Genomic DNA, 13,046 nt, shown 5'->3' on the forward strand with positions numbered 1-13,046 from the left:
CACGGTCAATTTCCTCCCCCGCCTCACCATCACTAAAATTGACGGGGTTGTCCGCCATACACCGATACGACCCCAAGGAGTCATCATGAGCAAGCGTGGTCGCAAGCGCAAGGATCGCCGCAAGAAGTCCGCTAATCACGGCAAGCGGCCGAACTCCTAACGGTAGTTCTCTTACGCGCGCAAGCGGTGTCCGCCAGCCCCTCGGGGAGCTGCGCCGGGCACCGCTTTTTCGCCCCGGCACCCCGCGTGCTTCATCCCCGGCGCCCCTCACCGCGCACGATGCGGATCTGCGCGCTGATCCTGCTACGCAGCACCATCGGGGCGGGGGCCGAACCGCAACAACCACGCATGAGGGCACGCATGGCCTCCTCGCGCTCCAACCGGGAAAAACACTCCGGGCAGCGGGAGAGCTGCTCGCGCAGACGCTCGCACTCCTGCGGGGTGGGCGGGGCGTCGAAAAGCGCGGCGAGCGCCTCCTCGACGGACTCGCGCTGACAGCCGCATGGTTCTTTCTCGGACATCATTTGTTCACCTTCTGCGCCTCGGTGCTGTTCTCGGGGTGGTCGAGGCCGATCCCCTGCTCCTGTGCCACTTCCTTTAACAAGCCCCGCAGCTGTTTTCTTCCGCGATGCAGACGGCTCATCACCGTGCCCAGCGGCGTGCCCATGATCTCTGCGATCTCCTTGTACGCCAACCCCTCCACGTCGGAGTAGTACACCACCATGCGGTAGTCCTCCCGCAACTCATCGAGGGCGTCGACGATCTGCTGATTGGGCATACGCTTGAGCGCCTCCACCTCGGCGGAGAGCAGCCCCGTGGAGTCGTGCGAGGAGGTGGTGTACAGCTGGTGGTCGGTGATCTCCTCGGTGGGCGTTTGAGCCGGCTGACGCTGCTTCTTGCGGTAGGAGTTGATGTACGTGTTGGTCATGATCCGGTACAGCCACGCCTTGAGATTGGTGCCGGGTTGGAAGCGCTCGAAGGCCTGAAAGGCCTTCATGTACGTTTCCTGCACCAGGTCCTCCGCGTCCGCAGGGTTCCGGGTCATCTTCAGCGCGCCGCCGTAGAGCTGATCCAACAGCGGGAGGGCCTCCTCTTCGAAGCGCTGGTGCAGCTCGCGCAGCTCGGCATCCGCCATAATCAGGGTGCGGCCTTTCCTTAGAGGTCGTGGTACGGCACCGCCGCCGCGCGCGGCGACACCGAAGAACTCTGCCCATTGTAAGCATTGTGCACGCCACAGCCATCTCTATGATGGGAGTGTGCGTGATACCAACCCCTCCCCGCCCACCCCGTGGAGCGCGCCCACCGCCACCGGCCCCGTGGCCTGGACGCAGACCATTCCCGGTTCCAAGTCCATGACCAACCGGGCGCTCGTCCTCGCCGCCCTCGCCGAGGGACCCTCCACCGTGCATGGGGCGCTGCGTTCCCGTGACGCCGACCTCATGTGTGCCGCGCTGCGCGCGATGGGCACCGGCATCCACCCGGCCGAGGAGAATCCCACCACCATCCGCGTGGAGCCCGCCGCCCTGCGCGGCGCCCGAGTGGACTGCGGGCTGGCGGGCACCGTCATGCGCTTCCTGCCCCCGGTAGCGGCGCTGGCCACCGAACCGGTCTCCTTCGACGGCGATCCGCGCGCCCGGCAGCGCCCCATGCGCCCGCTGCTGGATGCGCTGCGCCACCTCGGCGTGGGCGTCGAGGGCGAGGCCCTGCCCTTCCGGGTGGACGGCCGCGGCGCCCCCGCCGGCGGCACCGTGGAGGTCGATGCCTCCGGTTCCTCCCAGTTTGTCTCCGGGCTGCTGCTCAGCGCCCCCCGCTTTGACCGCGGTATCACCGTGATCCACCGCGGCGGCGCGCTGCCCAGCCTTCCCCACATCGACATGACCGTGGACATGCTGCGCCGGGCCGGGGTCTCGGTGGAAACCGCTCCGGGGCAATGGACGGTGCACCCCGGTCCCATCGCCGGGGGAACGTGGCAAATCGAGCCAGATCTCTCCAACGCCACCCCGTTTCTCGCCGCGGCGCTGGTCACCGGGGGCACCGTGACCATCCCCGGCTGGCCCGACGCCACCACCCAGGCCGGGAACGCCTTCCGCGACATCGCCACCCGGATGGGCGGCGCGGTCCACCGCCGCGCCGGCGGGCTGTGCGTGACCGGCCCGGGCGGCGGCCGCCTGCGCGGCATCGACCTGGACATGGCCGCGATCGGGGAGCTCGCTCCCACCGTGGCCGCCCTGGCCGCCCTGGCCGAGGGCCCCTCCCGCCTGCGCGGCATCGCCCACCTGCGCGGCCACGAGACCGATCGGCTGGCCGCCCTGGCAGCGGAGATCAACCGGCTCGGCGGCGATTGCACCGAAACGGACGACGGCCTGCGCATTCGCCCCGCATCGCGGCTACGCGGCGGGGCATGGCGCGCCTACGACGATCACCGCATGGCCACCGCCGGGGCCATCATCGGGCTGCGAGTGCCGGGAGTGACGGTAGACGACGTGGCCACCACCGCCAAGACGCTGCCCGGCTTCGCCGACATGTGGGAGGCGATGGTGCGTGGCTAGGCGTCGTTACGACGAATCCGATGTGCGCGTGCGCCCCGGCAAGGGATCGCGCCCGCGCACCAAGAACCGCCCCGCCCACCGCGACGCCCTCTTCGGCATGGTGGTGACCAAGGATCGCGGCCGGTGGGGGGTGATCCTCGACGGCGCCCGGCAGCCAGTGGTGTGCATGCGGGCCCGGGAGCTGGGTCGCACCCCCATCGAGGTGGGCGACCGCGTGGGCGTGGTGGGCGATACCAGCGGGGCCCTTGGCAGCCTGGCACGCATCGTCCGGCTCGCCGAGCGCTCCTCGGTGCTGCGGCGCACCGCCGACGACACCGACCCCTACGAGCGCATCGTGGTCGCCAACGCCGAGCTGCTGCTCATCGTGTGCGCCGTGGCCGACCCCCCGCCGCGCGCGGGCTTCGTGGAGCGCAGCCTCATCGCCGCCTTCGTCGGCGGGCTGCGCCCGGTGCTGTGCCTTACCAAGACCGATCTGGCGGATCATCGCGCCTTCGCCGCGGAGTTCGCCGACCTCCAGGTTCCGGTGCTCACCTGCGGGATCGACGACCCCCTCGACGACCTCCTGGCCGCCCTCGGCGGCCGCACCAGCGCCGTCATCGGGCACTCCGGGGTGGGCAAATCCACCCTGGTCAATCGCCTGGTGCCACGCGCCGCCCGCGCCACCGGGGCAGTCTCCGAGGTGGGCAAGGGGCGCCACACCTCCACCCAGTCGGTGGCCCTGCGGCTGCCCGGTCACGACGGCGGCTGGATCATCGACACCCCCGGCATCCGCTCCTTCGGCCTCGCCCACGTGGAGCCCGACGCGGTGGTGGGCGTCTTTGACGACCTCGCGCGGGTGGCCCAAGACTGCCCCCGCGGCTGCACTCATCTGGGCCCGCCGTCCGATCCCGAGTGCGCCCTCGACGGCCTCGACGGGGCCAGCGCGCGGCGCGCCCGGGCGGTGCGCTCGCTGCTCGCCGCGCTGCGCACCAACGTGGACTGGGATTAAAGCAGCTCCACCAGGACGGGCAGCTCGCTGGGATCGTACCAGGCTAGGAAGTTATCCAGGGCATCGCCCACAATCAGCCCGGCGTCCTCATCGCCCAGGTCGGCGGCGTCGATGGCCGCGATGGCCCTGGCCGTGGCCCCCTCGGACTCCGGGACGTCCACGTGCATCGCTGCCACGTCCACCAGGTTGATCTGCGGCGGGTTCAGCCGCACCACCGATTCCCCGTTCTCCGGGCTCGGCGTCACGTGGCCCTCCGGCACATCGGCGGAGATCACCACGCGGCGGTGGGGAAACTCCTCCTCATCCCCCACCGCCAGCAGGCGCAGGGAGGCCTCCGCCGCGTCCTGGAAAGCCGCGTGCGCGATCTCCTCCTCGTCCCCCTGCTCGTAAAAGGCCCGCAACGCCGGCGTCACCGCGAAGGCCCAGCCCGAGCGCGCGGTGACCACCCGGGACTCGTTGAGACCGCGCAGGGTACTCACCGTGGCGGGGATATACACGCGCATGGACCTAAAACTCCCCCTCGATGTCGAAGAGACCCACGATCTCCACCACCGTGCGATCGAAGGACTGATACAGCACCCCCACCAGGCCCGCCTCCACGGCGGCGCGGACATGAACGATGGAATCGTCGATGAGCACGCAATCGCGCATGGGGAGCTCCAGGGTGTCTGCGGCGATGCTCAGCGCGCGCTCGTCGGGCTTTTCCGCCCCGATCTCCCCGGAAAGCAAGACCGCATCCACGATCCCGCGATACTCCCACTCCCGAATCGGCTCCGCGCCGGGGCCGCCGGGATCGTTGGATAAAATGGCCGTGGCCACGCCGTTCTTCTTAGCCGCCGCAAAGAGATTGCGCCAGCGGCGCTGATCCTCCTCCGAGCCGTCGAGCACGCCCGCGTAATCAACGATGAGTCCTCGCACGCCGTTTCCCTTCTATCGGTATCACTTTCGTGCCACAATGATACCCAGCCCCGCCCGTGCCTGTCCCGCGCCCTCGACCAAGAAGGCCGGTGCACCCATGCTCATCCCCATTCCCGGATACAGCCACCTGAAGATCTACGCGCCCGAACAGCAGCCGCGCGCCACCCCGACCCCACCACCGCCCTTCCTGCCCGACGATCTCGGGGCGCCGCCGCCGCTGCGCGCCCACGTCCTGGTGCTCCTGGAAGTGCTCTGCGGGCAGCGTCCACCGCGCCAGCTCACCCCGAACGTCTATGCCCCCGGGGTCATCGCCCGAGCCCGCGCACGGCGCCGGGCGCCGCAGGCCGTGCGGCTGCGCTCCCTCCACCTGCGGGAGCACGACCGCGGCAATCCCGAGTTCTACGGCACCTGCGAGGTCGGCGGGCGGCGCTATGGCTTTGCCGGCTGGCTGCGCCGGGGGCGCATCGCCGAGTTCCGGGTGTTGCGCTAAATCGCTCCCGGTTTAGGCCTGCGCCTCCGGCTCCCGCGCCGCCTCCTGGCTCTCCAGGAACTGCTTGCGCAGCATGAACAGCTGGCGCACGGTCTCCTCCTTGATGGCGTCGTTCATGGCCTGGAACATCTCGCCGCCCTCCTTCTGGTACTCCACCAGGGGGTCGCGCTGGGCCATGGCGCGCAGGCCGATGCCCTCCTTGAGGTAATCCATCTCGTAGAGGTGCTCGCGCCACTTCTGGTCAATCACCGGCAGGATCACCATGCGCTCCAGCTCGCGCATCTGGTTATCCCCGCCCACCTCGGCCACCTTGGCCTCCAGGTCGGCGTACTGGGCGTGGGCATCGGCGCACAGGGCCTCGCGCAGCTGTTCGGCGGTCAACTCCCCCGCGGAACCATAATCGGTGCCCTGCACCAGCTCCTCGGCGGAGACCGTGGGCCCGTAGAGGGCATCCAGGGCATGCCACAGGGCCGTGAGATCCCAGTCCTCCACGTACCCCTGGGCGGTGGCCCCGTCCACGTAGGCCCCGATCGTCTCATCGATCATCGCCTGGATGTGCTCGCTGATATCCGTGGACTCCAGGATGTCGTGGCGCTCGCGGTAGATCACCTTGCGCTGCTCGTTGAGCACCTCATCGTACTTGAGCACGTTCTTGCGCATCTCGAAGTTCTGGTTCTCCACCTGCGCCTGGGCACCCTTAATAGAGTTGGTCACCATCTTGGCCTCGATGGGCACGTCGTCGGGCACGTTGAGGCGATTCATCATGTTCTCCATCGTCTGCCCGACGAAGCGCACCATGAGCTCATCGCGCATCGAGAGATAAAAGCGCGTCTCGCCCGGATCGCCCTGGCGGCCGGAGCGACCGCGCAGCTGGTTATCAATGCGGCGGGACTCGTGGCGCTCGGTGCCCAGAACGTAGAGCCCCCCGGCCTCGCGCACGGCATCGCCGAGTTCCTGGGAACGCTCCTTGACCTTGGGCAGTTCGCGCTCCCAGGCCTCCTGATACTCCTCCTCGTTGTCCACCGGATCCAGGCCGCGCTCGCGCAGCTGAATATCCAGCAGGATATCGGGGTTACCGCCGAGCACGATATCCGTGCCGCGGCCGGCCATATTCGTCGCCACCGTCACCGCGCCGGGCAGGCCCGCCTGGGCCACGATCTCCGCCTCTTTCTCGTGGTGCTTGGCGTTGAGCACGTTGTGCTTGATGCCCTTGGCCTGGAGCAACTGGGAAAGATACTCGGAGCGCTCCACCGAGGTGGTGCCCACCAACACCGGCTGGCCCGCGGCCTGGCGCTGCCCGATATCCTCCGCCACGGCGGCGAACTTGGCCTCCTGGGTCTTGTAGATGCGATCCGAGTGATCCACGCGGGCATTCTCGCGGTTGGTGGGGATGGGCACCACGTTGAGCTTGTAGATCTGGTTGAGCTCCGCGGCCTCCGTCTCGGCGGTACCCGTCATCCCCGCCAGCTTCTCGTAGAGGCGGAAGTAGTTCTGCAGGGTCACCGTGGCCAGGGTCTGGTTCTCGTTTTTGATCTCCACCCCTTCCTTGGCCTCGATGGCCTGATGCATACCCTCGTTATAGCGCCGCCCGCCCAGCACGCGGCCGGTGAAGGAGTCCACGATGAGGATCTCTCCACCGCGCACGATGTAATCCTTATCGCGCTCGAAGAGCTCCTTGGCCTTGATGGCATTGTTGAGATAGCTCACCAGCTGGGAGTGCTCGGGGGCATAGAGGTTATCGATCCCCAGCTGATCCTCCACGAACTCCACGCCCTCTTCCAGCACGCCCACGGTGCGCTTGCGGTGATCCACCTCGTAGTGAATGCCCTCGCGCATGCGCGGGGTGAGCTGCGCAAAGACGTTAAAGTACTGGGAGGTGCCGGTGACGGGGCCGGAAATAATCAACGGGGTGCGGGCCTCATCGATGAGGATGGAGTCCACCTCGTCCACGATGGCGTAATGGTGCTCACGCTGCACCACCTCGTCGAGGGAGCGCACCATGTTATCGCGCAGGTAGTCGAAGCCGAATTCGTTGTTCGTGCCGTAGGTGATGTCCGCAGCGTAGGCCTGACGACGCTCCTCCGGACGCATCTCGGAGAGGATCACGCCCACCTCCAGGCCCAGGAAGCGGTGCACGCGGCCCATCCACTCGGCGTCACGCTTGGCAAGGTAATCGTTCACCGTGACCACATGCACTCCCTTGCCCGCAAGCGCGTTGAGGTAGGCCGGAAGCACGCAGGTCAGCGTCTTTCCCTCGCCCGTGCGCATCTCGGCCACGTTGCCAAAGTGCAGGGCGGTACCGCCCATAATCTGCACGCGGAAGTGCTTCTGCCCCAGCACCCGCCAGGAGGCCTCGCGCGCCACGGCAAAGGCGTCGAGCAGAATATCGTCCAGGCTTGCCCCCTCGTTCAGGCGATCCCGGAACTCGACGGTCTTTGCCTTGAGTTCCTCGTCGCTGAGGGCGCCGTACGTGTCCTCCAGGGCAATAACGTCATCGGCGATCTTCGCCAGACGCTTCACGGTGCGGCCTTCACCGGCGCGGAGCAACTTCGACAGTCCTAGCACTTCCCACGGTCCTTACTCTGATGAGGGCGGTTGACAGATAAATATCCTCCGACAGTCTACGCGGGAGACCCCCATACGCGTAACACCGCCGCCGACCACTCGGCCGGCGGCGGTGTCGGTACGGCTCGGCGCCTAATCCTGCTCGTCCTGGGTGAGCGAGATCAGACCGTAATCGAAGGCGTGACGGCGATAGACCACCGAGGGGCGGCCGGTCTCCTCATCGACGAAGAGATAGAAGTCGTGGCCCACCAGCTCCATCTCCGAGAGCGCGTCGTCCACCGACATCGGCGTGGCCGGGTGCTCCTTGGTGCGCACCACCTGCCCCGGCAGCACCTCATCCACGGAATCGGCGTAGGGATCCACGTCGAAGCGCCGCTGCTCCTGCTTGGCCTTGTCCGCCTCGGCCACCAGATCCGCGGCCACCTCCCCCACGCCCTTGGGAGCGCGGTGACCGGAGCGGGAGATGGAACGACGCGCCTTCACCTTGCGCAGAGAGCGCTGCATCCTGGCGATGGCGGTCTCTAAGGCAGCGTAGAAGCTATCTTCCTTGGCCTCCGCGCGGGCGAGGTGCCCCTTGCCGGAGGCGGTGATCTGAATGCGGTCACTCTGAGCCTCCCGGCGCGGATTGGGCTCGTGCTGCAATTCCACGTGGAACGAGGTGAGCGTGGGGTCCAGCTTTTCTATCTTGGCGAGCTTGGCGTGCACCCGCTCGGCGAAGTGTTCGGGAACCTCCACGTTGCGCCCGGTGATGGAAACCTGCGCTTCCGGGCTCAGGGATTCGTGGCCATGAACGGCAGTGGACATCTTCTTAACCTCCCTAGAAGTAGGTGGTGGACGTCATGTGTCCACCACTCATGATACCCGGATCCGGGGCGAGGCGGGGGTATTCTTTCTTGCCATGCCCGGGGCCAGCGCGCCCCTTAGGCGTGCGCCCACGTCACGGCCCCCGTCACCGCCACGCCCTCGGCCAGCAGCCGGGCCGCCGCGGCGCGCAAGGTGGCGCCGGTGGTCACGACGTCATCGACGAGCACCACCGGGGACAGCAGCGGGCCGAGTACCCGCACCGCACCGCTGACGTTGCGGCGTCGCTGCACGGCGGTCAGTCCCACGGAATCGCGCACCCCGGCCCGATAACGCAGCACGCCGCGGGCCAGGGGTATCCCGGCGGCCCGGCAACAGGCGGCCACGTGATCCCCGCCGCGCAGTCGGGCCGCGCGCGCCCTGACGGGCGCGGGCAACACCACGGCCTCCTCCGGCAGCTCGCCGCGGGCGCGCAGGTGCTCGAGGGCGGCCGCCAGCGCCGCCCCCACATACCCGCGCACCGCCCGGTTGCCGCGCTCCTTGAGCTCAAGGATCACCCGCTGGCGCGCCCCACCGTAGGGGCCCATCGACCACACCGGCACCAGCGGATCGAGGGAGGTGGTCACCCGCTGCGGCGGACTCGCCCACGCCAACCGGCACCGGGCGCACAGTACCTCCCCGGCCAGCCCGCAACCGGCACAGCGGCGCGGCAACACGAGCTCCACGGCTACCTCGCCACGATGGGGGTGGCGCGGGTGCCCTGCAGGCCGGGAACCTCCCGCCAGTAGGCCTCCTCCCCCGAGGGGGCATCGGGCATCACGCGGATCGCCAGGGCGTCGGTAAGATAGAGCTTGTCCGTGGAATCCGCCACCGCGGTCACCGGGGCGGAGACGGTGGCCGAGGCGATCGGCGCGGTCTCCGAGCCGTCCTGCTCCACCCTGAACAGGGGGCTACCCGGCTCGTTGGTGCCCACCAGCAGCGAGCCGTCGGTGCTCCAATCCACGGCGGTGACCCGCCCCGCGAGCTGAGGAGAGACCTCCATCGGATTGACGATGGCCCGGCCCCCCGCCTCGGCCTTGTCCACGATGCCCACGTACACGCGGGAGTCGATAATCATGGCCGCACGCGCCCCGGAGGGCGAAAGGCGCAACTCCGTCATCGCCGCCTTGGGCGGCTCCGAGGCCTCCGCCTCCCCGACGGCCTCGGCGCGGCGCATCGCGGAGAGCGACGCCGTATTCACCGTGGTGTGCACCAGCTTGCCCGTGCTCGACGAGCGCACCACGCGCACGACCTCCGAGTCGTCGATCACGACCCAGGCCGCCGAGGTGCCCTGCTCGAAGGAGGGGCGGGTGATCCGGTCGGCCTCCAGGGCCTCCTCGACTCCCCCCTCCACCTTGCCCAGCAGCAGGCCGGTGCGCGACCCGGCGCTGCGGGTCAAGGCGATGTGCCCGTCGGCGGTGATGTCCGCCTGCTCGATGGCCCCCGCGGAGCCGAGCGGACCCGATACCGGCTCGGCGGTGGTGGCGGAGACCGTGACGAGCGCGCCGTCCTCGGAGACCGCGTAGAGCGGGGTCACGGTGGTGGAGCCGACCTGGGGGTTATAGTCGGCCACGTCGTCGGTGGTGATCTCCTCAAGCCCCTCGGCCACGGGCGCGCCATCGACCTCGATGGCGTAGGGCCCGCCGATGCTCGCCCCGGCCAGCGTCCACGCCACCTGGGCGGCAAAGGCGATGCGCTGTTCCCGATCCAGGCCGCTCATGCCGGCAAAGCGCAGCACACCGCTGGTGGACACCGAGAGCGAGGCGCTCTGCGGAATATCGCTGCGCACGGCAGGGCGCACCGTCTCGCTGGGACCGTGCAGCAGCATTCCCAGCAGGGTATCGCGCACGTCCTCCTGACCCCGGTAGACCCAGCGGCGGTCGCTGACGAGGGTCTTGCCGTTTTTGCCGGGGAAGTAGAGGGTGCGCGGCTCGTAGTGGTTACGCAGATCCGTGCGCTCGATGATGACCACCCCGGGAAGGGTGGTCATGCGCCACTGGTCGTCCTCGTCGCGCTCGAATACCACGGAGGTCTCCATGCGCTCGTTGAGGGGCACGAAGGCGCCCTCGGCGTCCATCTCCCCGATCACGTTGGCCCGGATTCTCAGCGTGTGCTTGGTGCTGGTGGATCCGGGTTCGGTGCTAGTCTCCATCCCCTCGATCACGCGAATGCTCTGCTGCTTGGGCCAGGAGGCCGCCAGGTCGGAGGACAAAAAGGCCCGGGCGGACTGGTAGTTCTGGGAGGGATTCGCGGAGGCCTGGAAGAAATCGCGCAGCAGCACGCCGGGGTCGGCGTCGCGTTCGGGAACGATGGTTTGTTCCGGCTCCTGCGGGGCGGAACTAAAGGCGCGCAGGGCGCGGGGCTCGGAGTTGCGCGGCAAGGTGCTGCACGCGCCCAGCAGGCTCACCGAGCAGACGACGCCTAGGGCCGCGCAGGCGGCGCGTTTCCTGGTTCTCATGGCGTGGGGGCCTCCAATTCCAAGGGACTGTGCTCCACCGAGGCCTTCGGTGTGCGCGGCAGCACCACCCGGAACTGCGAGCCCACACCCTCGGTACCGGCGGCGTCGAGGATCCCGCCATGCAGGGCGACGTCCTCTTGCGCGATCGCCAACCCCAGCCCGGTACCACCGGAGTGGCGCTTCCGGGAGGGATCGGCCCGCCAGAAGCGGTTAAACACCAGCTCCTCCTGCCCCTCGCGCAGGCCCACCCCATGATCGGTCACGGTCACAGCCACGGCCTCCTCGTTGCCCGCCAGGCGCACCTCCACCGGGTTGCCCTCCGAGTGATCGATGGCATTAGCCAGCAGGTTGCGCAGCACCCGCTCCACCCGGCGGGAATCCGCCGTAAGATACAGCGGCTCGCCCGGGGCGTGGATAGTGACCTCCGCGCCGATCTCTGCGGCCAGGTGCTCCACCTGCTTCCAGGCCTCGTCGACGCACATGCGGATGTCTAGGCGCGATTCGCTCAGGTCCGCCACGCCGGCGTCGTGCCGGGAGATCTCCAGCAGGTCGGTCAGCAGGTCCTCGAAGCGATCGAGCTCGGTGGTCATCAGCTCGGTGGCCCGTCGGGTGCCGGGGTCGAATTCCTCGGCGTGCATGGCGATCATGTCCGCCGCCATGCGCACCGTGGTCAGGGGGGTGCGCAGCTCGTGGGAGACGTCCGAGGTGAACTGGCGTTGCAGGTCCCCATACTCCTTGAGCTGCCGGATCTGCTTGGACAGGGACGCCGCCATGGAATTAAAGCTCATGGCCAGGCGCGCCATCTCGTCCTCGCCCTCGACCGACATTCGCTCGCGCAGGTGCCCGGAGGCGAGGCGCTCGGCGATCCGGGAGGCTGAGCGCACCGGGGTGATGACCTGCTGGGCCAGCAGCCAGGCGATCCCGATGAGCAGCACCACCACGATGACGGCCGCCGCGGAGATCAGCCCGCGCATGAGCGCCATCGTCTCCTCGTCGTCCTCCATCGACAGCACCAGGTACACCTGGAGCCCGGGGATATCGGCGCTGGTGGGGCTGCCGATGATGAGCGCGTTGTAGCGCGTGCCGTCGCTGCGCCCCACCTCGTGAAACTGCGTGGAAACCTGCCCCTCGCCCACGAACGTGCGCAGGCGCTGCGGAATATCGAATCCCTGGGGGGCCGAGGCCTGCACCTGATCCTGGTGGGCCACCACCAGGATCGGCTCATACGGGGAAGCATCCGCCTCCGCCCCGGCGCGGTTAGTCAGCGCCGCGCGCGCGGAGTTGAGGCGCACCTGCACGGAGTTATTGGGGGAGGTGGCCGCGATCTGTTGCTCCACGGCCAGGCGCACCCGCTCGATCTCCAAATCGGCTGTGTTGATCTTGCTGTCCACCAGGCGCTGGGTGACAATCGAGATCATCGCCAGTCCCAGAATCAGCATGACCACGGAGGTGGCCACGAGCATCGAACCGATCACCCGCACCTGCAGCGAGGTCCGCCACGATTCCGCGATGGCCTCCTGCCACCGCGCGAGCCTCGTTCTCAGCACAACGCGCTACTCCCCCGAGCCCGTCTTGTACCCCACGCCGCGCACCGTGAGGATGATGGTGGGATTCTCCGGATCCTTTTCGATCTTGGATCGCAACCGCTGCACGTGCACGTTCACCACTCGGCTATCGGCGGATTGGCGGTAGCCCCATACCCGCTCCAAGAGCTCGTCGCGGCTGAGGGCCTGGCCAGGCCTACGGGCCATCTCCACCAACAGGTCGAACTCGATGGGGGTCAGGGCCACCTCCACGCCGTCGCGGCGCACGGAATGCCGGGGGACGTCGATGACCACGGAGCCGATCTCCAATACCTCGCTGGGTTCGTTGTCCGTGCGGCGCAGGCGGGCCCGGATGCGCGCCACCAGCTCCTTGGGCTTGAACGGCTTGGTGATGTAATCGTCCGCCCCCGATTCCAGCCCCAGCACCACGTCCACGGTGTCCGTCTTGGCGGTCAACATCACAATGGGCACGGTGGATTCCTGCCGGATCGCCCGGCAGATGTCCACGCCGTTCATGCCAGGGAGCATGAGGTCGAGCAGGATCAGGTCGGGTGCCTCGCGCTGGGCGGCGGGCACGGCCTCCACGCCGTCCATCACCGCCACGGTGTCAAAGCCCTCTCCCTCGAGCACCAGGGTCAGCATCTCGGAGATCGCGGGATCGTCATCCACCACCAAGATCTTGGCCACCATCGTC

Annotated in this window: 14 protein-coding genes; 4 read left to right on the plus strand and 10 right to left on the minus strand. The window is 68.3% G+C overall.

What is annotated here, in order from left to right:
- Positions 1–85 precede the first annotated feature (85 nt).
- The gene (locus tag H7347_RS10935) at positions 86–160 is read left to right on the plus strand and encodes a 50S ribosomal protein bL37 (protein WP_370513925.1); all 75 of its coding nucleotides are present in this window, start codon (positions 86–88) and stop codon (positions 158–160) included.
- 91 nt (positions 161–251) lie between these two features.
- On the opposite strand, the gene H7347_RS04765 is transcribed toward H7347_RS10935, so the two are convergent.
- Both H7347_RS04765 and H7347_RS04770 read right to left on the minus strand, forming a co-directional pair.
- Positions 252–524 (minus strand): zf-HC2 domain-containing protein, encoded by a 273-nt coding sequence (locus tag H7347_RS04765; protein WP_152821836.1) that lies wholly within the window; start codon positions 522–524, stop codon positions 252–254.
- A complete protein-coding gene (locus tag H7347_RS04770; RefSeq protein WP_152821838.1) occupies positions 521–1,135 on the minus strand; it encodes a sigma-70 family RNA polymerase sigma factor in 615 nt (204 codons plus the stop codon). Before H7347_RS04770 ends, H7347_RS04765 begins: the two co-directional genes overlap by 4 nt.
- A gap of 121 nt (positions 1,136–1,256) precedes the next feature.
- On the opposite strand from H7347_RS04770, the gene aroA reads away from it, so the two are divergent.
- Both aroA and rsgA read left to right on the plus strand, forming a co-directional pair.
- A complete protein-coding gene (aroA, locus tag H7347_RS04775) occupies positions 1,257–2,549 on the plus strand; it encodes a 3-phosphoshikimate 1-carboxyvinyltransferase (protein ID WP_370513916.1) in 1,293 nt (430 codons plus the stop codon).
- The gene (gene rsgA, locus H7347_RS04780; RefSeq protein WP_186337257.1) at positions 2,542–3,537 is read left to right on the plus strand and encodes a ribosome small subunit-dependent GTPase A; all 996 of its coding nucleotides are present in this window, start codon (positions 2,542–2,544) and stop codon (positions 3,535–3,537) included. Before aroA ends, rsgA begins: the two co-directional genes overlap by 8 nt.
- On the opposite strand, the gene H7347_RS04785 is transcribed toward rsgA, so the two are convergent.
- Positions 3,534–4,040 carry a hypothetical protein gene (locus tag H7347_RS04785; RefSeq protein WP_152821840.1) on the minus strand — a complete coding sequence of 169 codons (507 nt, stop codon included), beginning with the start codon at positions 4,038–4,040 and terminating at the stop codon, positions 3,534–3,536. The two genes, rsgA and H7347_RS04785, sit on opposite strands and share 4 nt — an antisense overlap.
- A 4-nt stretch (positions 4,041–4,044) precedes the next feature.
- A complete protein-coding gene (locus H7347_RS04790) occupies positions 4,045–4,455 on the minus strand; it encodes an HAD-IA family hydrolase (RefSeq protein WP_186337258.1) in 411 nt (136 codons plus the stop codon).
- Between the two features lie 97 nt (positions 4,456–4,552).
- On the opposite strand from H7347_RS04790, the gene H7347_RS04795 reads away from it, so the two are divergent.
- A complete protein-coding gene (locus H7347_RS04795) occupies positions 4,553–4,945 on the plus strand; it encodes an Rv3235 family protein (RefSeq protein WP_152821842.1) in 393 nt (130 codons plus the stop codon).
- 12 nt (positions 4,946–4,957) lie between these two features.
- Here the strand turns inward: H7347_RS04795 and secA are convergent, their stop codons facing one another.
- The 6 genes from secA to mtrA all read right to left on the minus strand — a co-directional run bounded on the left by secA (position 4,958) and on the right by mtrA (position 13,042).
- Positions 4,958–7,510: a preprotein translocase subunit SecA gene (gene secA / locus H7347_RS04800; RefSeq protein ID WP_186337259.1), complete on the minus strand. Its 2,553-nt coding sequence runs from the start codon at positions 7,508–7,510 to the stop codon at positions 4,958–4,960.
- Positions 7,511–7,642: 132 nt separating this feature from the next.
- Positions 7,643–8,314, minus strand: coding sequence for a ribosome hibernation-promoting factor, HPF/YfiA family (gene hpf / locus H7347_RS04805; protein WP_152821844.1), 672 nt, complete (start codon positions 8,312–8,314; stop codon positions 7,643–7,645).
- Between the two features lie 116 nt (positions 8,315–8,430).
- Entirely contained in the window at positions 8,431–9,036 is a 606-nt protein-coding gene (locus tag H7347_RS04810; protein WP_186337260.1) for a ComF family protein, read from the minus strand.
- A gap of 2 nt (positions 9,037–9,038) precedes the next feature.
- Entirely contained in the window at positions 9,039–10,808 is a 1,770-nt protein-coding gene (locus H7347_RS04815) for an LpqB family beta-propeller domain-containing protein (protein WP_152821846.1), read from the minus strand.
- Positions 10,805–12,352, minus strand: a complete 1,548-nt coding sequence (mtrB, locus tag H7347_RS04820; RefSeq protein WP_255476842.1) for an MtrAB system histidine kinase MtrB — start codon at positions 12,350–12,352, stop codon at positions 10,805–10,807. Before mtrB ends, H7347_RS04815 begins: the two co-directional genes overlap by 4 nt.
- Before the next feature lie 9 nt (positions 12,353–12,361).
- Complete coding sequence (mtrA, locus tag H7347_RS04825) at positions 12,362–13,042, minus strand: MtrAB system response regulator MtrA (protein WP_152821848.1); 681 nt, start codon at positions 13,040–13,042, stop codon at positions 12,362–12,364.
- Positions 13,043–13,046 lie beyond the last annotated feature (4 nt).

This window comes from Corynebacterium sp. zg-331, from assembly GCF_014267345.1.
GTDB lineage: Bacteria > Actinomycetota > Actinomycetes > Mycobacteriales > Mycobacteriaceae > Corynebacterium.